Raw genomic sequence first — 18,064 nt, 5'->3', positions numbered from 1 at the left:
TGCGATCGGGTGATTCAGTAATCGCCCAAGCGACCAATCTTTTCCACGCGCGCGGTTACATCTTCGCGGACGGCGTCGCTGACAAATGGAGCAATATCCCCGCCGAACAGAGCGATTTCCTTCACCAGCTTCGAAGCAATGGGTTGTAGCGAGACATCTGCCATCAGAAAAACCGTCTCCACATCGTCGTCGAGTTGCTGGTTCATACCCGCCATTTGATACTCATATTCAAAATCGGCGACCGCACGCAGACCGCGGACAATCACATTCGCTCCGGTCTTTTCGGCGAATTTCACCAGCAACGCATTGAAACCGATCACTTCGACATTGTCGAGCTTGAGATTCGCAACTTCGCGCTCGACCATTGCCAGTCGCTCTTCCGTCGAGAACATCGGATTCTTTGAAGGATTGGTAGTGACGCCGATGATCAACCGGTCGACCAGCTTCGCCCCGCGCCGGATAATGTCCGCGTGACCCAGCGTAATCGGATCGAAGGTTCCGGGATAAATTCCTACGCGTTCGCTCACCGGTCTCTCTCCACAATATAGCGCGCCAAGGCCCTTAGCAGTTCAGCCTCATCACCATAGCCAGACAAGTGGCCGACGGCCTGATCCACCAGCGCCCGTGCCTGATCTTTTGCGCCGTCTACGCCCATAAGAGTCACGAAAGTCTGTTTGCCCTGCTCGTCATCCTTGCGGAGGGCCTTGCCGGCTTTCTGCTGATCACCCGTCACATCGAGCAAGTCATCGGCAATCTGGAATGCCAAGCCAATATCGCGAGCATAGGCGCGCAGCGGTGCCCTACCCTCTGGAGCTACTTTCCCAAGGATTGCACCCATTTCGACCGATGCAGCTAGCAAAGCTCCGGTCTTTAGCTGTTGCAGTCGCGTGATGGCCTGCAGATCATAATCTGAGTCCTCAGCAGCCATATCCATCATTTGGCCGCCAGCCATACCGTTCATACCGCTGGCACGAGCAAGTGTAGTAATCAGTTCAGCGCGGGTGAATGGATCACCGCTGGTGGCTGTATCAGACAGAATTTCGAAAGCCAGATCATGCAGCGAATCACCCGCCAGAACTGCGGTCGCTTCGTCAAACTGCTTGTGCAAAGTTGCTTTACCATGGCGCAAATCATCATCGTCCATGCACGGAAGATCGTCATGGATTAGCGAATAGACGTGAATCGCCTCAACCGCGCAGCCGGTGCGGACAGCCGCATCACGGTCTACACCGAACATTGCGGCCGTCGCGGTTAGCAGTAGCGGGCGCACGCGTTTGCCGCCACCAATCGCTGCATAACGCATGGCTTCGACAAGCCGTGCCCTTGTATCATCGGGCACAGGTAACGTCATATCAAACGTCGCATCGACGTCGCGTTGGATGTCCTTGAGACCTTCAGATAGCAGATTGTCGGGAACGACGCTCAGAGCCATCTCAGGCGTCCGAATCGAACGGTGCGGTGCCGGTAGCTTTGCCGTCTGGACCGGCGACAATCTTTTCGATCCGCGCCTGCGCCGAATCGAGCCTTGCCTGGCAATGCTGCCGCAGCTTCTCGCCCTGCTCGTATAGACTGATCGATTCGTCGAGCGGGACTTCCCCGCTCTCAAGCCGTTTCACCACATCTTCAAGCGCGCGTAGCGCGTCCTCGAAGGTCATTTTACTGATATCAGAAGTTGCCTCATTCATGGGATCAAGCATTGACCGCAGGCACAGGCTTGGTCAAGTTGCGAACCACATAATGGCTCGAAGGGGATTGCGGGCCGATGGGGGATCGCATTCGATGAAATGGATTGCTGCTTATGCAGGCGCTTTGGTGTCGTTCGGCGCTTTGGAAGTGCTGTGGATCCGGTGGGCAGGACCGAACCTGTATCGCCCTGCGCTGGGTGAATTGATGGCGGACAATGCCCGCGGCGCCCCGGCGATTGCGTTCTTCCTTATCTATGCGGTTGGAATGGTATGGTTTGCAGTAAGACCCGGCTTGTCGGGCGGATTAAGCCAGGCCGCAATCAACGGCGCGCTGCTTGGTGCGGTTTGCTATGCCACCTATGATTTGACTAACCAGACAACGTTAAAAGTCTGGCCGACTTACATTACCGTCACAGTTATTGCATGGGGCGCATTCGCCACTTCCGTCGCCGCAACCGCAGCGACATTCTTGGTACAGAAACTGGGTTAAGACAGATGTTTATCGGACATTGGGCACCAGCCTTCGTGGCTGCCGCAGCAACCAAAAATGCACCCAAGCTGGGCACACTATTCATCGCCGCTCAGCTGGTCGATTGGGGATTCTTCCTCTTTGCCATCGTCGGCGTGGAAAAAATGCGGATTGAGCCGGGCATCACAGCCATGAACCCGCTCGATTTGTATCACATGCCCTTTACCCACAGTCTGGTGGGCACGCTGGCATGGGCATTCGCTTTCATGATTTTGCTCCTGCTGCTGAAGCGGCAATTTGTGACTGCCGGAATCGCCGCACTGGTTGTGGCGTCGCATTGGCTTATCGACTTGCTAGTGCATCGCCCTGATCTGACCATTGCTGGCGGTGAGGCGCGGTACGGCTTTGGCCTGTGGAACAATCCCGCTGCTGCGATCGCTCTCGAACTGGGCATGACTCTCGCCGCATTCCTCTGGTACATCGCGAGGACCAAAGGCCCGATCATGCCGCCGTGGATACTCCTCGCCTTCCTGCTGATGCTTCAATCGATCAACTGGTTTGGTCCGCAGCCGACCGAAGCCAACTTCATGCTGTATGGCATGGCGCTGCTTAGTTTCGGTCTGGCAGCGTGGATTGCATCTTGGGTGGGGACAACTCGTCGACATATGGATGATCGGGGGCTAGCGGGAGGCGGTCCTCGGCGCTAAACGCGCCGCATGGCTAACGCATCCGATGTGATCACTCCTGAAGTCGTCGAGCAACACGGCTTCTCCCCTGAAGAATATGAGCAAGTGCTCAAGAGCTTGGGCCGCAAGCCGAATATGGTCGAGCTCGGCATATTCTCGGTGATGTGGTCAGAGCATTGCTCGTATAAATCATCGCGTTTCCACCTGAAGAAATTGCCAACCGAAGCCCCATGGGTGATCTGCGGACCTGGTGAGAATGCTGGCGTGATCGATATTGGCGATGATCAGGCGGCGATCTTCAAGATGGAGAGCCATAACCACCCGTCATACATCGAGCCTTATCAGGGTGCAGCAACAGGTGTTGGCGGTATTTTGCGTGACGTGTTCACAATGGGCGCGCGCCCGGTTGCGAACATGAATGCGCTGCGGTTCGGCTCACCCGATCATCCAAAGATGAAGCATCTCGTCAAAGGCGTGGTTGCGGGCATCGGTGGATACGGCAATTGCGTTGGTGTCCCCACCGTTGGCGGTGAAACCAATTTTCACCCTGCCTATGATGGCAATATCCTCGTCAATGCGATGACCGTTGGCGTCGCTGACACCGACAAGATTTTCTACAGTGCGGCGACGGGCGTTGGTAACCCTATCGTCTATGTCGGCTCCAAAACCGGCCGCGACGGTATCCATGGCGCAACAATGGCCAGCGCTGATTTCGGTGACGATATCGAGGAAAAGCGACCGACCGTGCAGGTTGGTGATCCCTTCGTTGAGAAACTGCTAATCGAAGCATGCCTCGAACTGATGGCGACCGATGCGATTGTGGCGATTCAGGATATGGGCGCGGCGGGCCTGACATCCTCCAGCGTCGAAATGGCGACGAACGGCAAGACAGGCATTCGCCTCGACATGAACAAGGTGCCATGCCGCGAGGAGGCGATGACGCCGTACGAAATGATGCTGAGCGAGAGCCAGGAGCGGATGCTCATGGTGCTTAAGCCCGGCAAAGAGGAGATGGCTGCCGCGATCTTCGAGAAGTGGGAACTGGATTTCGCAGTAATCGGCGAAGTGACCGATACACGCCACATGGTTCTCGATTTCAATGGTGAGACTGTCTGTGACATTCCGCTTGGCCCGTTGGCGTCCGATGCGCCCGAATATGAGCGTCCCTACATCTCACGCGATGAATACAAAGCATGGGCCGGTATCGCGCCGCTCGACAAGATTGAAGCTAGCGAGGATCACGGCGCGGAATTGCTCCATTTGCTTGGCACTCCTGCCCTCGCCTCGCGCCGGTGGATTTGGGAGCAATATGACAGCCAAGTTGGCGCGGACACGCTTCAGAAATCGGGCGGTGATGCCTCGGTCGTGCGCGTCCATGGGACCGACAAAGCACTTGCGATCAGCACCGACTGCAACCCGCGTTTTTGCTATGCCGATCCGTTTGAAGGCGGGAAGCACGCAGTCGCGGAATCCTATCGCAACCTCTGCGCAGTCGGCGCGACGCCGCTTTCAGTCACAAACTGCCTGAACTTCGGCAATCCTCAGCGGCCCGAAATCATGGCGCAATTTGTCGGCTGCGTTGAGGGTATGGGCGAAGCCTGCCGCCAACTCGACTTCCCGATCGTAAGCGGCAACGTCTCGCTCTATAATGAGAGTAAAGCGACGGGCGGCGGCAGCGCCATTCTGCCGACACCGGCTATCGGCGGCGTAGGCTTGATGGACGATCACGATGTAATGGCCACCATCGCTTTCAAAGACGAAGGCCAAGCGATTATCGTGCTGGGCGGCTTCACCGACAATGGCGATGTCCTGTGGAACGCAAAATCGGGCGAGCCCGATCTGGCCGCAATGCGCGCGGATGGCGCAATCGGTTCTATCGGATCACATCTCGGCCAATCGACATGGTTGCGTGAAGTGCGCGGCAAAGAAGATGGCGCAACACCGTCAGTTGATCTGGAAATGGAACGCCGTGTCGGTGAGTTCGTCCGCGAGCTTGTTGGCAATTACCGCTGCAACACGGTGCATGACATCTCCGATGGCGGCGCAGCGGTGGCGATTGCCGAAATGGCGATGGCAAGCGGCATCGGCGCGACCGTACACACGCTGGGCGACAGCCTGCTGGACATGTTTGGCGAAGACCAAGCCCGTTATATCGTCTGCCTGCCGATTACAGAGCGGGAAGAATGGGAGGTATTCGAGGCCGAATGCGGCGAAGCGGGCGTGAGCGCCGATTGGGTCGGATTTACCGGTGGAACGAATTTCTCATGGAAAGATGACGAAGATGCAATCCTGTTCGACATTCCGGTCGAGCAGCTTCGTGAGGCCAATGAGAGCTTCTTCAAAAACTGGATGGAAGACTGATCAATGGCAGCGGGATATTCTGGAACCCCGCTCGCCAAGAAGCTGACTTTGAAAGACGGGTTCCGCGTGTGGTTTGACGCGATGCCTGATAGCATCCGTACCGAAATCGACGAGTACGGCCTCAAACTGATCGAATGTGCTCCAAGCGACGCGCCTCTGAACGCAGCGCATATCTTTGTCACAACAGCCAGTGAATTATCCGCAAAGCTTGGCGCTTTGCGTGCCCAGATAGAGCCCGACGGGCAAGTATGGGTCAGCTGGCCCAAGAAGGCATCCAAAGTACCAACCGACATTGCGCAGGCCGATGTTCAAGAGGCAGGCTTTGCTATCGGCTTTGTAGATACCAAGAAATGTGCGGTGGACGAGACGTGGTCTGGCCTCAAATTCGTGATCCGCAAGGAACTGCGATAAGCTACCGTCGGGCATATCCAATGTCGCGGACATACAATCTTTTCTGCACAAGCTCGCGCTAATCAAACACCCTGATCGCAGGGGGTGAACATGAAACTTGGTCAACCAACGCTTATATGCGCTGTCCTTTTGGGCGGCTGTGCGACAATGGCTGATGAGCCTGTGCCAGTCATGACCAATATCAGTGATGAGCAGATCATTTCAACCACATCATCGGTCGCCAACACGCTGGTCCTCGACAAGAAAACCCGGTTTGTGACCTGCACCGCCCCAGCCCCCGACGCTTCATTCAATCAAGGCTCGCAGGCATCAGTCTCAGGATTGGTCGCACTTAGCGGCGGCAATGATTCCGGCGGGGTCGGCGAAGGCGAGGAAAGCCGTGAGACGGGGCTCGGCGGACGGTCGCCTGCGGTGCTGTTCTCCCGCGACATATTCTTCCGCGCGTGCGAATTCAGCCGCAATTATGAGCTTGAGAAAAGCGAAGCCATCGATTTGTATAAGACCACGCTAGAAGCCGCATCGACTGCGTTTCAAAACGAGGCGTCGGCAACGAATGAAGTGATGACCAAGGCCGCAGACGACACCGGTGGCCTAGAAGAGCCTGATTCCGCAGCGGGAAATTAAGCCGCGCAACATCCGTCATCTTGCGAGGGTAGATTTCCAGGATCTTGGATCGACAGACCCTCGGTCTCGAATATCCGCAGGCATTCGCGATATATTTCCGGTTTACCGATCCCGAGCCGCTCGCGCGCGGCTTCGAGCGGCTCGTGCATCAACTTCTCAACATCTTCATGCGCGAGCTTAGCGGCTTCGCGGCCAAGGCGTTGGCCTTCACGAACCGCAGCAAAAATCGGGGCCGAACTGCCTGAGGCCTTCTTCATCTGCCGCGCACCCGCATAGGCGATAAACAACACGCCGGTGTTATGATTCTGTGCGTAGCTGAAGCCGAGCAGGCTAAGCTCCCCCAACCCATCGCGGCCATAGCCGGTCAGGATGTGAAACAGATCATGCGTGTCGCGCAGACGGTCATAATACCATTCGTAGAGGTCTTCCGGCCGCTGATCTTTCGGCTGCCAACTATGCGATTCCGCCACTAGCCCCGCAGCCGTTAGCCCTTCACGCTTCATAAAGCGGATATAGTTCTGCGCTACGCTATCCTCAGCACATTCAGCCCAGTTCGAATGCTCATCAAGCATCGGCGCCAGTTCACGGTCATCACGCAACATCGCCTGACCTTCGGTTGAGTGAACGAATTCTGCGGCTTGTTTAGCGGTTTTCTTGCCCTTCAGCGCTTCGATAATGTGGAAGACCTGCTCGGTGTCCTCCTTGTCGGCGATGAGTTTGCGGAAATGGCGGATTGCCTTGATTGGTTGAAAGCCGACATGCTTACGGTCGGGATGCTGCAACGGGCGTTCGATCGGGGCCATCAGGCTGCCTTTCTCATCAAGTTCAGTTCGGATATGCAACTTACCTACACTGATGTCAATAATGCGGACATTTCTAGGCTTTCCAAAGCGACGAAACTCGCCAATATAGTCTCATATGAAACCACATGATTCCGTTCCGTACTCGCTCCCAGAAGTCACCGATGCAGAAAGCATCAAGCGGGCGACCGCTTTCAGGGACAGCATCATCCAGCGCCGCACCTGCCGGTACTTCACAGAGGAGCCAGTACCGCGCGAGGTGATAGAGGCCGCCATCACCGCCGCGGGTAGCGCCCCCAACGGTGCGAACCATCAGCCTTGGCATTTCGCTGTTGTCGCATCGCCCGATAAGAAAAAAGCGATCCGCGAAGCGGCTGAGCAGGAAGAAGCTGATTTTTACGGAGCCGAGGAAGGTGATGCAAAGGCCAGCGACCAATGGTTAGAGGCTCTGGCACCGCTCGGCACTGATCAGGATAAACCGTTCCTGGAAACAGCTCCATGGCTCATCGTCGTATTCGCACAGCGCAAAGGCGGGATCGAGGAAGACGGCAAAACGCAAAATTACTACGTCAATGAAAGCGTCGGCATCGCCTGCGGAATGCTGATCACAACGTTGCACGAGGCGGGCTGTGCTACGCTAACCCACACACCCTCACCCATGGGGTTTTTGCGGGATATTTGCGGCCGTCCGTCAGAAGAGAAGCCGCTGATGATCGTCGTCGTGGGTAGGCCTGCGGCGGACGCTACCGTGCCAACTCATGCGCTGCAAAAGAAGCCACTAAGCCAAATCTCCAGCTGGCTCTGATCAAACAGACCAATCATATTCCTGGATGCCAAGCAGGCTCAAGATCGCAGTCAGGTCGCCCCGATCAATCCACCCCGAGGACGCGGCGCGGGCTTTAGGTTTCGCCTTATAGGCGATACCATAACTCGCGGCCTCGATCATCGGGATGTCGTTGGCGCCATCTCCCGTTGCCAAAACCGCTCCGCTGCCGATTTTCTCGCGCTCTTCGTTCAGCACCGAAAGCTTTGTAGCGCTGTCGGCGATTGGTCCGTCAAGCTTACCCGTCAGCTTGCCACCGGCGACCCCCAAGCGATTGCCAACCACGCGGTCAAAGCCAAGCCGCTCCGCCACGGTGTCGGCAAAATGGTGGAAACCGCCCGTAACCAGCACAGTTTTACAGCCCTGAGCCCGCAGAGTTTGGACCAAGGTCCGCGCCCCATGCATGTCGGTGATCTTTAGGTTCAGACATTTGGTGATATCGGATTCGGGTAGCCCTTTGAGCAACGCCACGCGTTCTCGGAGCGCATCTTCGAAATCGAGTTCGCCCTGCATTGCCCGTTCGGTGATGTCGGAAACCTTGTCCTTCAGACCCGCAAAATCGGCAAGTTCATCGATGCATTCCTGCTCGATCATCGTCGAATCCATGTCCGATACAAACAGTGATGGAATGGTGATATCGCCATCGCTGAAAAGCGCCGCGGAAGGTGAGAAGTGCTCTTCAATAATTTGACGCAGCTTCGGCTTGTCGCCGTCGCCGACAATCATCTGCAGGACCGCGTCACCATTGCCCGTGATCCGCGAACCGAGACCAGAGATGTCGGTCATGCCAGCAGCCTTTAATGCAGACACAGCGTCTTTAAGACGTGTTTCAAGTCCGTCCGGGTCTGCTATCAGCCGGGTGATGAGCACGAATACTTCTCCTAATTCCAGCAGTGAATTGCCGCCGCCCAAAAGGCCATTGGCGCTCATTGCAGGGCCAACCGCCAGCGGCAAGAGCGATTTGGCGGTCAAGCTTGCATTGGCGCTGAATGCTCGGGGAAAAGACGCTGCAGTGATCAATACTGACAGCGCGCAAGTCTATCGTGACTTGCAAGTGCTGAGCGCGCGTCCCGATGAAGATGAGATGCAGGGTGTGCCGCATCATCTGTTCGGCGATTGGGACGGCGCGACTGCGTGTTCCACCGCTGATTGGGCCGATGCCGCCAAACGCGTGATCACGAATTTGCACGCACAGGACGCAGTGCCAATTCTGGTCGGCGGGACTGGCCTCTATATGCGGACATTGCTTGATGGGATTTCTCCCATTCCACCTATCGATCCGGATATTCGGGCGGAGATCCGGGCGATGGAGCAAGTAGATGCACGCGCCGCTTTAGAGATCGAGGATCCCGAGGCCGCATCACGCCTAGCCCCCGCCGATACCACCAGAACTGCACGCGCCCTCGAAGTCATACGCTCGACTGGTAAGCCTATGGTCGATTGGCACGGCAACCCTGTCGGCGGGATCGGCGATCAAGTCGATCTCCACCCGCTCATTCTCGTGCCAGACCGGGAGCGGCTCTATGCACGCTGCGATTTGCGCTTTGAATGGATGCTTGATCGCGGCGCCATCACCGAAGTTGAGACTCTGATAGCTCGCGATCTTGATCCTGAACTGCCGGTCATGCGGGCCATCGGCGTACGCGAGATAGCGACGTGGCTAGAAGGCAGAGTATCGCGCGATGAAATGATTCAATCTGGACAGATGTCGACCAGACAATATGCCAAGCGCCAGTTCACGTGGTTCCGCAATCAACCTCCCAAAGGTTGGATGCGACAAGAGCCTGAAAATGCCAATATCGAAACCATATTTGAACGATTATTACGTAAATAGCCATTGACGAAACATTTTTGTGCGTTATGCAGCCTGAAATTGGCTCGGTGTGCACCCTTGCACCGGGCCATAAATTTTGAACTCAAGGGGTGAAAGGCGGAGGAAACAGTGTCTAAGCAGGAGCGCAGCGGCGCATCCATCTTGGTTCAGGGCCTAGTTGATCAGGGAGTCGAGTTCATTTTCGGCTACCCCGGCGGCGCGGTGCTGCCCATTTATGACGAACTGTTTGACGATCAACGCATTCGCCACATTCTGGTGCGGCATGAAGCTGGCGCAGCGCATGCAGCAGAGGGCTATGCGCGCTCGACCGGCAAGCCGGGCGTCGTTTTGGTCACATCCGGCCCGGGTGCCACCAACGCGGTAACCGGCATTGCTGACGCTTATCTGGACTCGATCCCGCTGGTCGTCATTACCGGACAGGTTCCGACAGCTCTGATCGGTACTGACGCATTTCAAGAAGCCGACACAATCGGCATCACGCGTCACTGCACAAAGCATAATTACCTCGTCAAAGACCCGAGCGAACTCAAGTCGACAATCGAAGAAGCATTTCGGATCGCGACCACCGGTCGCCCTGGCCCTGTTGTTGTCGACATCCCCAAAGACGTGCAGATCGCGCTATCGAATGGCGAAGCAGACGCCGGCAGCTTCGTCACATCAGAACGCTACCAACCGCGCACCGAAGGCAAGACCGACAAAATCGCGCAAGCCGTAGCCATGATGGCCGAAGCAGAATTTCCAGTCTTTTATACCGGCGGCGGCGTTATCAACTCCGGACCCGAAGCGAGCGCCCTCCTCCGCCAGTTACAGGACATTACCGGAGCGCCGGTAACTTCGACACTGATGGGTCTAGGTGCATTCCCTGCTGATCATCCGGATTGGCTCGGCATGCTGGGCATGCACGGTACTTTCGAAGCCAATATGGCGATGAACAAGTGCGACTTGATGATCTGCGTCGGTGCACGGTTCGATGACCGGGTAACCGGCCGCCTCGATGCTTTCTCGCCAGATTCCAAGAAAGTCCACATCGATATTGACCGCGCATCGATCAACAAGACAGTTCCGGTTGATCTCGGCATCGTCGGCGATTGCGCCACCGTGTTGCAGCAATTGATTGACGCTTGGGGAGATCGCAAAGCCAAGGACCTGGGCGAATGGAAAGCCCGCATCACCGGCTGGCGTGCCCGCGAAAGCCTTGCCTATCCACCCAAGAAAGATTCGATCATGCCGCAATTGGCAATCGAACGGCTCTATGCGCTAACCAAACATCGCAACCCGATCATCACGACCGAAGTCGGCCAGCATCAGATGTGGGCGGCGCAGTACTTCCACTTCTCCGACCCAAACAAATGGCTGACCAGCGGCGGCCTTGGCACAATGGGTTACGGAATGCCTGCGGCCATTGGCGCACAACTCGGCAATCCGGATGATCTGGTCATCGATATTGCGGGCGAAGCTTCAATCCAGATGAATATTCAGGAACTTGGTACGGCAAGCCAGTACCGCTTGCCGGTCAAAATATTCATCTTGAACAATGAATATATGGGCATGGTCCGCCAATGGCAGGAACTCACCTATGAAAGCCGCTATTCAAACTCTTATTCGGACAGCCTGCCTGACTTCGTTGCCCTCGCCGAAGCCTATGGCTGGAAAGGCATCCGCATCGAGGACGAAGCAGGCCTAGACGCAGGGATCGAAGCAATGATGGCGTATGACGGCCCTGTAATAGTCGATTGTCAGGTTTCGAAAGACGCCAACTGCTACCCGATGATCCCTAGCGGTGCCGCGCATACCGAGATGCTGATGTATGGTGATCAGGTCGAAGGCACGATGGACGACGAAGCCAAGGCTTTGGTGTAAGGGCGCACGCGATGCATATCAAAGAAGCAAAATCCGAACGCCACGTCCTCGCGGTTACGGTTGACAACGAAGCGGGTATTCTCGCCAAGATCGCGGGTCTGTTCACCGCGCGTGGTTACAATATCGACAGCTTGACCGTGGCCGATATCGCGGAGGATCACGCTACGAGCCGGATCACCATTGTGACCAATGGCCCGCCCGAAGTGATCGACCAGATTCAGGCGCAGCTTGAGCGGCTAGTTCCCGTTCACAATGTGATCGATCTGACCGAGGAAGGTCCGCATGTCGAACGCGAGTTGGCATTGATCAAAGTCGCCGGTGTTGGTGATGACCGCGTTGAGGCCCTGCGGCTTGCAGACGTATTCCGTGCTCAAGTCGTCGATGTGACAACATCCAGCTTCATTTTTGAGCTAACCGGTGCACCGGACAAGATCGACAATTTCATCGCCTTGATGCGCGAGCTTGGCTTGGTCGAAGTTGGCCGGACCGGCGTCGCGGGCATGATGCGCGGGGCTGAGGCCTAACAACCAATTCACCGGTGATCGCACCGGACTAATTTGAACCACAAGCCGGTCTAAACCGGATCACGTAGGAATGATTGAACATGAAAGTCTATTACGATTCAGACGCCGATCTTGATCTGATCCAGAACAAGAAGGTCGCGATCCTTGGCTATGGCAGCCAGGGTCATGCCCACGCACAAAACCTGCGCGATAGCGGCGTGAAGGAAGTCGCGGTTGCACTTCGCGAAGGCTCAGCCACACGGAAGAAGGCCGAAGCAGCCGGCTTCAATGTGATGAACAACACAGAGGCCGCGGAATGGGCCGACCTCGTCATGGTGCTTGCACCCGATGAGCATCAAGCGGCGATCTGGGCTGACGATATGGCTGGCCATATGAAGCCCGGCGCTGCCCTCGCCTTTGCGCATGGCCTGAACATCCACTTCGGCCTGATCGAACCGCCTGCAGATATCGACGTCATTATGATCGCCCCCAAAGGTCCCGGCCATACAGTGCGCAGCGAATATCAACGCGGCGGCGGCGTGCCATGCTTGATCGCGGTCCACCAAGAAGGCAGCGAAAGTGGCGGCAATGGTTACGCCAAATCGCTCGCGCTTTCCTATGCCAGCGCAATGGGGGGTGGACGTTCGGGCGTGATCGAGACGAATTTCAAGGAAGAATGCGAGACCGATCTGTTCGGCGAGCAAGCTGTCCTCTGCGGCGGCATCACGCATCTGATCCAAGCCGGTTTCGAAACACTCGTTGAAGCGGGTTACGCGCCTGAGATGGCCTATTTCGAATGTCTCCACGAGACCAAACTGATCGTCGATCTGCTCTATGAGGGCGGCATCGCCAATATGCGCTATTCGATCAGCAACACTGCCGAATATGGCGATATCAAAACCGGTCCGCGGATCATAACGTCCGAAACCAAAGCTGAAATGAAGCGTGTATTGGAAGACATCCAAGCAGGCCGCTTCGTAAAGGACTTCGTGCTCGATAACCGTGCGGGTCAACCGGAACTCAAAGCATCACGCAAAGCCGCTGAAGCGCATCCGATCGAGCAAGTCGGCGCGCAACTTCGCGGTATGATGCCGTGGATTTCGGCAAATCAACTGGTGGACAAGGAAAAGAACTAGGGCCGGCAGCAAAGGCTAGCTAGAGCGCGCCAATGAGTGACGCTAGTAGAAACGGATTGATCCTCGCTGGCTGTGCGCTTTTGTGGGTTGTCATCTTTTTCCGCAGCGCACTCGGGCTCTCTGCTCCTGATCCGCGCATGTCCACCATCTCGCAAGCCGAGGTGCAGCAACTCGCGCGCGAAACGCTCAGCGAACTGCAATTGCGCTCCTTCGCTGAGAGCAGAGAGTTCTGCGGCGTCATTTATGAAGACTACGAGGGCGAACTCAGTGTCACCCGCATTATCGGCGGCGGTGGTCACAGCTGCGCGCCCGCTTTCCTCAAGCGCCCCGGAATGCTGACCCTGGCCAGCTTTCACACACACGGCAATTACAATCCGGAGTATATTGGCGAGTTTCCGTCGCCGACCGATCTCGAGGCGGATATTGCGGGAGAGATTGACGGCTATGTCTCAACCCCTGGCGGGCGGTTCTGGCGCGTCGACGGGCAGGCGCGAGCAGCAGAGTTGATTTGCGACGAGGGCTGTCTGGCCAAAGACCCAAATTACGTATCTTGCGCCGCTGCCGCCCCTCAAAAGCAGCGTTATACGCTAGAGGAATTGGTTGGTCGGATAGAGCGCGGCAATGGTCCCTGTTGAAGTCCATAAGCCGTCAGCGTCACCTGCGCCCGTATGCAAACCCGGGATGAGCCGCTAACCGAGCAAGCGCTCAAGATTGATCGAAACGGAAGATAGCACCCCGCTACTGCGATCTTCACTCTGAATGGCTTGCGTACTGATCCTCTCATCACGTTCTGAGAGAATGTCGGAGATCGCACCGGTTTGAAGTGCAAAGATTCCGGTCAACCAGTCATTCACGAGTGGATCTCCACTGGGGCCACGGAAATCCAGATGCTCGACCAGAGGTAGAATGCACTTCGCCGGATAAAGCCACTCGCCCGTTACCCAGCGATTGGTGGTGAACCAGTTCGCCGGGACGCCATTCATATCAACAGCAAGAGCGGCAATGTGTACGACATCGGGCTGTGGCTCCGAAGCAGGCGGTGCTGACATCAAGGGCTCAGCATCATCGGCCAAGGCGCTCTTGCCGACAAGAAGATGGAAATGCCCGTGCTCGCCATTGCCGCGCGCTTCGGGCGGATGGCAGTGATAGAACCAGCGCGCTGCCAATGGTCCGTTGACGACGTCTGGATCGGGATAGTGCCGCCAGCTTTCCGCTTGCCCCCTATCATTGCCGAGTACGCGCGCCATCAGCGGGTGCCCGCTTTCAAACATCGCTTGCGTACTCTGCAGGAACAGCGACTTGGCTTTGTCAGATGTCATCAAAAACGGTTCTAACACGTCCAGCGATCCCGGTTTCGATCAGGGAGGGGGAAAGGTGAAACCGGGATGCTGGACGAAGGGGTATCGCGATTACCGCGGTGTCGCGGTATTTGAAGCCTGAGCCGGTGCGTTCGTCGCAACCTGTGCCTTGGCTTCCGCAGCAGCTTTTGCCTCTGCGTCGGCAAGCTTTTGCGCTGCTTCTTCAGCCTGACGCGCTTCTCTGCGCGCCTTGCGTTCAGCGCGTGCTTGGCGCCGTTCAGCTGCACGACCTGAATTTCCGTAGCTGCTTGAATTACCAAAACCGGACGGACCGCATGGAGCACCAGCGGCAACCGGGAGAGCCGCGACTACCGAAAGACCGCCAGCGACCATCAGCATGGCTGCAACATTCTTGGACTTCATAGATACTTCCTCTCGAACTTTATGGGGGATTGGGTCCGGACACTGGGAAGTTCGCCATCAATCAAAAGATGGTTACACTGCACGCGAATTATTTCACAAAGCCGGTGGACATCTGTGCGATCCTTTCGCATACAAAACGCAATGACACAGCGTCTCGACATTCTACTACGACTTACGCGCCCTTGGGCGTGACACTCGGCGTGGCCTGATCCGGCGCGCCAGAGCGCCCAAGGGAAAAGAGCCAGAACCTAGAACTTCTCGAGATTGCTATTCCGATGTCCATGCTCAAACAGCCTTCCAATAAATATCAGGCGTTCGCGCAGATAAATCTGCCCGACCGCCAGTGGCCAGCACGCACGATCACTGCCCCGCCCCGCTGGCTCTCCACCGATCTGCGGGACGGCAATCAGTCGATCATCGATCCGATGGATGCGGTGAAGAAGAACCGCTTCTTCGATTTGCTGCTGGAGATTGGCGTAAAGGAAATCGAGGTCGGTTTTCCCAGCGCGGGTGCAACCGAGTTTGACTTTATCCAAGGCCTTGTCCGCTCGGGCAAAGTGCCAGATGATGTCTATCTGCAAGTCCTCACGCAATCGCGCGAAGATTTGATCCGCACCAGTTTCGAGAGCCTCGAAGGCGCGCATTCCGCCATCGTCCACCTTTACAACGCGGTCAGTCCGGCATGGCGCGATATCGTGTTCCGGATGAGCAAGGACGAGGTCCGCAATATCGCCAAGACCGGCGCCCAGATCATGCGTGACGAAGCGGCAAAGCGCCCAGACACCGACTGGCATTTCCAATACAGCCCCGAGACATTCTCGACCGCAGAGCTGGATTTCAGCATTTCGGTTTGTGAGGAAGTCATGGGCGTTCTGCAACCCACACCTGACAAACCAATCATCCTCAATCTGCCTGCTACGGTAGAGGCGGCAACGCCCAACATCTATGCAGACCAGATCGAGTACTTCTGCCGCAATCTGCCCAATCGCGAGAGCGCGGTCATCAGTCTGCACACGCATAATGATCGTGGTACCGGTGTCGCAGCGGCGGAGCTCGGCATCATGGCAGGCGCCGACCGCGTTGAAGGCTGCCTGTTCGGCAATGGCGAGCGGACAGGCAATTGCTGCCTCGTCACTGTCGCGCTCAATATGTACACGCAGGGGATCGATCCCGGCCTCGATTTCTCCGATATCGACCGCGTCATCGAAACGGTCGAATATTGCAACGATATCCCCGTCCACCAACGCCACCCCTATGGCGGCGAGCTGGTGTTCACCGCATTCTCTGGCAGTCACCAAGACGCGATCAAGAAGGGCTTTTCGGCCAGCGAAACGCAAAATGACGAGCTGTGGCGCGTCCCCTATCTGCCTATCGATCCCGCCGATCTGGGCCGCGATTATGAAGCGGTCATCCGCGTCAATTCGCAAAGTGGCAAAGGCGGCTTTGCGTGGGTTCTGGAACAAGATCAAGGTCTCAAACTGCCCAAGAAAATGCAGGCAGACTTTTCCAAACACGTGCAGCATCTCGCCGACGATTTGGGCCGCGAGCTCAATGCCAGCGACATCTGGAGCGCGTTCCAAAGCGCCTACCATGTGCAGACCGACAACAAGCATTTCCAACTGGTCGATTACGAAGAAAGCCGCGCCACCGACGGCACCCGCATTTTCGCCGGTACCATTGCGGTCAAAGGCGAGGAACAACGCGTCAGCGGACGCGGCAACGGCTTGATCTCAAGCGTGCTCAGCACAATCGAAGACAGCTTCGGCCTCGAACTCAAAATCCGCGACTACACCGAACACGCACTGGGCTCAGGCCGCGATGCGCGAGCGGCGGCGTATCTGGAGTGCGAAGGTGCAGATGGTGAAACAATCTGGGGCGTCGGGATTGATGAAGATGTTGCCACGGCAAGTGTTAGAGCGGTGTTGAGCGCGGCGAATTCTGCTGTGGGGTGAATGCGGCAAGTCTTGCTACAGGAATGGCGATGCCATCCAGTTTATCATGCAGGGGCCTTTGCGGAATGTGAGAAAGGCCATCGCTGAAAGCGCAAAAAGGGGAGGTAACGCCCTTTCAAGCAAAAAATGATCACGCAAATCAGAGCGTTCAAGCTGTTCGCTAAAACTAGTGTATTGCTGGGCGGCGAGCGTTACTGCTTCTCGGGTAGATTGAAGCTGGCTCTCTAATGCGTGGACCATCCTGGCTAACTCATCGAGTTCTTCTTGTGTAGGAATCCGGTAACTCGGGATAGCAGCGACGCTCTTCTCTATCATTTGAGCAGCCGATCCCAGAATGCTCGGTATCACCATCAACTCCCCTTTGATCCCTTCTACCGTCTGGCCAAGATCTGAGGCTTCCTGACCTAGGTCATGGAACTGGTTGAAAACTGGGAGGCGAGAAGCGATGTCTCCCAGTACCTTTTGTTGGCTAACCATTTCATTCACCGTTTGTGCGAGATTGGACTTGGCTTGTTGGCGAATTGCAACAGTCTTCTCGCTATCTGCCGGTATGCTGGTCAGAAGTTGACCCGCCTCATGCAGACTGCTGGTCGCCTTGTCGGCTTCTTCACGGAATTTGAGAATAAGCTGCTCGTGAACAGGAACCTCGTCAGGCTTTTGCGCGCCAGCGTCGGGGTCGCGCGCGCGCGCAGCCTTGCTATTCTGCAAAACGTCTCGCCGAGACTCATACCAAAAGCCGTATGCGAGATAGAGGAGGTAGATGACCATGAACGTTGCAGGCATCGCAACAGGAAGCGACGCTTCAGCAAAGAATGAAAGAGCGATGTCTCCGCAGCGATCAGCAACAGAATTGCCACTCGCATCTGTCATCGTCGGCGTGATAAAAGCGACCACAAGGGCCGCCGTTGCAGCCCATGCCAGGTTCCGTTTAGCCCGGCGGAATTCCTCGGAAATCTCAACAAGCTTTGTGCCTCGCCCGGCGAATGCTGACTTCGAACGGGCAAAGGTGCCTGTTCCCCATAGCGATACTGCAGATTGAGCTCTGGTCCACTGGGTCGAAATTGATCGAACTATTTCAAAACCCGTTTTCATAGACATGCAATCATATGGCCAAGTAATGCGAACGATGTCACGTAGAATCTATACTCCGTCCTTGTACCAACCAAAGTTTCGCGTTTCAGCGTGCTGCCTATTAGAAC

General features: G+C 56.3%; 20 protein-coding genes. 12 read left to right on the top strand and 8 right to left on the bottom strand.

Annotated elements, in window-relative coordinates; all coding sequences use genetic code 11:
* Window positions 1-14: 14 nt before the first annotated feature.
* The 3 genes from coaD to J9777_RS04265 are packed head-to-tail and all read right to left on the bottom strand — an operon-like array spanning window position 15 to window position 1,685.
* Window positions 15-527, bottom strand: coding sequence for a pantetheine-phosphate adenylyltransferase (gene coaD / locus J9777_RS04275; protein ID WP_209347523.1), 513 nt, complete (start codon window positions 525-527; stop codon window positions 15-17).
* Window positions 524-1,432 carry a farnesyl diphosphate synthase gene (locus J9777_RS04270; RefSeq protein ID WP_209347522.1) on the bottom strand — a complete coding sequence of 303 codons (909 nt, stop codon included), beginning with the start codon at window positions 1,430-1,432 and terminating at the stop codon, window positions 524-526. Before J9777_RS04270 ends, coaD begins: the two co-directional genes overlap by 4 nt.
* A gap of 1 nt (window position 1,433) precedes the next feature.
* A complete protein-coding gene (locus tag J9777_RS04265) occupies window positions 1,434-1,685 on the bottom strand; it encodes an exodeoxyribonuclease VII small subunit (protein WP_209347521.1) in 252 nt (83 codons plus the stop codon).
* A 94-nt stretch (window positions 1,686-1,779) separates the two neighbouring features.
* Between J9777_RS04265 and J9777_RS04260 the strand changes: the two genes are divergently transcribed.
* The 5 genes from J9777_RS04260 to J9777_RS04240 all read left to right on the top strand — a co-directional run bounded on the left by J9777_RS04260 (window position 1,780) and on the right by J9777_RS04240 (window position 6,236).
* On the top strand, window positions 1,780-2,175 hold the full coding sequence (locus tag J9777_RS04260; protein WP_209347520.1) for a DUF2177 family protein: 396 nt from the start codon (window positions 1,780-1,782) through the stop codon (window positions 2,173-2,175).
* A 35-nt stretch (window positions 2,176-2,210) separates the two neighbouring features.
* Window positions 2,211-2,861, top strand: coding sequence for a hypothetical protein (locus J9777_RS04255; RefSeq protein ID WP_348631933.1), 651 nt, complete (start codon window positions 2,211-2,213; stop codon window positions 2,859-2,861).
* A gap of 9 nt (window positions 2,862-2,870) precedes the next feature.
* Complete coding sequence (gene purL, locus J9777_RS04250) at window positions 2,871-5,201, top strand: phosphoribosylformylglycinamidine synthase subunit PurL (protein ID WP_209347518.1); 2,331 nt, start codon at window positions 2,871-2,873, stop codon at window positions 5,199-5,201.
* A gap of 3 nt (window positions 5,202-5,204) precedes the next feature.
* Window positions 5,205-5,612, top strand: coding sequence for a DUF3052 family protein (locus J9777_RS04245; protein ID WP_209347517.1), 408 nt, complete (start codon window positions 5,205-5,207; stop codon window positions 5,610-5,612).
* Window positions 5,613-5,702: 90 nt separating this feature from the next.
* Complete coding sequence (locus J9777_RS04240; protein WP_209347516.1) at window positions 5,703-6,236, top strand: hypothetical protein; 534 nt, start codon at window positions 5,703-5,705, stop codon at window positions 6,234-6,236.
* On the opposite strand, the gene J9777_RS04235 is transcribed toward J9777_RS04240, so the two are convergent.
* Window positions 6,233-7,039: a Coq4 family protein gene (locus J9777_RS04235; protein WP_209347515.1), complete on the bottom strand. Its 807-nt coding sequence runs from the start codon at window positions 7,037-7,039 to the stop codon at window positions 6,233-6,235. The genes J9777_RS04240 and J9777_RS04235 overlap by 4 nt on opposite strands.
* A gap of 115 nt (window positions 7,040-7,154) precedes the next feature.
* Between J9777_RS04235 and J9777_RS04230 the strand changes: the two genes are divergently transcribed.
* Window positions 7,155-7,841: a nitroreductase family protein gene (locus tag J9777_RS04230; protein ID WP_209347514.1), complete on the top strand. Its 687-nt coding sequence runs from the start codon at window positions 7,155-7,157 to the stop codon at window positions 7,839-7,841.
* Here the strand turns inward: J9777_RS04230 and serB are convergent, their stop codons facing one another.
* Window positions 7,842-8,729 (bottom strand): phosphoserine phosphatase SerB, encoded by an 888-nt coding sequence (serB, locus tag J9777_RS04225; protein ID WP_348631932.1) that lies wholly within the window; start codon window positions 8,727-8,729, stop codon window positions 7,842-7,844. It abuts the gene before it with no gap.
* Here serB and miaA point away from each other — a divergent pair.
* The 5 genes from miaA to J9777_RS04200 all read left to right on the top strand — a co-directional run bounded on the left by miaA (window position 8,722) and on the right by J9777_RS04200 (window position 13,827).
* On the top strand, window positions 8,722-9,693 hold the full coding sequence (miaA, locus tag J9777_RS04220) for a tRNA (adenosine(37)-N6)-dimethylallyltransferase MiaA (RefSeq protein WP_209347512.1): 972 nt from the start codon (window positions 8,722-8,724) through the stop codon (window positions 9,691-9,693). The two genes, serB and miaA, sit on opposite strands and share 8 nt — an antisense overlap.
* A 108-nt stretch (window positions 9,694-9,801) precedes the next feature.
* The gene (gene ilvB, locus J9777_RS04215; RefSeq protein WP_209347511.1) at window positions 9,802-11,553 is read left to right on the top strand and encodes a biosynthetic-type acetolactate synthase large subunit; all 1,752 of its coding nucleotides are present in this window, start codon (window positions 9,802-9,804) and stop codon (window positions 11,551-11,553) included.
* An 11-nt stretch (window positions 11,554-11,564) separates the two neighbouring features.
* Window positions 11,565-12,077 (top strand): acetolactate synthase small subunit, encoded by a 513-nt coding sequence (gene ilvN / locus J9777_RS04210; protein ID WP_209347510.1) that lies wholly within the window; start codon window positions 11,565-11,567, stop codon window positions 12,075-12,077.
* 80 nt (window positions 12,078-12,157) lie between these two features.
* Window positions 12,158-13,192, top strand: coding sequence for a ketol-acid reductoisomerase (gene ilvC / locus J9777_RS04205; protein ID WP_209347509.1), 1,035 nt, complete (start codon window positions 12,158-12,160; stop codon window positions 13,190-13,192).
* Between the two features lie 32 nt (window positions 13,193-13,224).
* Window positions 13,225-13,827: a DUF4329 domain-containing protein gene (locus J9777_RS04200; protein ID WP_209347508.1), complete on the top strand. Its 603-nt coding sequence runs from the start codon at window positions 13,225-13,227 to the stop codon at window positions 13,825-13,827.
* 54 nt (window positions 13,828-13,881) lie between these two features.
* Here the strand turns inward: J9777_RS04200 and J9777_RS04195 are convergent, their stop codons facing one another.
* Both J9777_RS04195 and J9777_RS04190 read right to left on the bottom strand, forming a co-directional pair.
* On the bottom strand, window positions 13,882-14,511 hold the full coding sequence (locus tag J9777_RS04195; protein WP_209347507.1) for a hypothetical protein: 630 nt from the start codon (window positions 14,509-14,511) through the stop codon (window positions 13,882-13,884).
* 90 nt (window positions 14,512-14,601) lie between these two features.
* Window positions 14,602-14,913 (bottom strand): hypothetical protein, encoded by a 312-nt coding sequence (locus J9777_RS04190; protein ID WP_209347506.1) that lies wholly within the window; start codon window positions 14,911-14,913, stop codon window positions 14,602-14,604.
* A gap of 275 nt (window positions 14,914-15,188) precedes the next feature.
* Between J9777_RS04190 and leuA the strand changes: the two genes are divergently transcribed.
* Window positions 15,189-16,865, top strand: a complete 1,677-nt coding sequence (gene leuA, locus J9777_RS04185; protein WP_209347505.1) for a 2-isopropylmalate synthase — start codon at window positions 15,189-15,191, stop codon at window positions 16,863-16,865.
* 15 nt (window positions 16,866-16,880) lie between these two features.
* Here the strand turns inward: leuA and J9777_RS04180 are convergent, their stop codons facing one another.
* Window positions 16,881-17,957 (bottom strand): hypothetical protein, encoded by a 1,077-nt coding sequence (locus tag J9777_RS04180; RefSeq protein WP_209347504.1) that lies wholly within the window; start codon window positions 17,955-17,957, stop codon window positions 16,881-16,883.
* Window positions 17,958-18,064: the final 107 nt, after the last annotated feature.

Origin of the sequence: Pontixanthobacter sp. CEM42, assembly GCF_017812015.1 — a bacterium.
In the GTDB taxonomy this organism is placed as follows: Bacteria; Pseudomonadota; Alphaproteobacteria; order Sphingomonadales; family Sphingomonadaceae; genus Pontixanthobacter.
The sequence above is the reverse complement of the archived record's forward strand: the minus strand, read 5'-3'. Positions and strand labels throughout refer to the sequence as shown.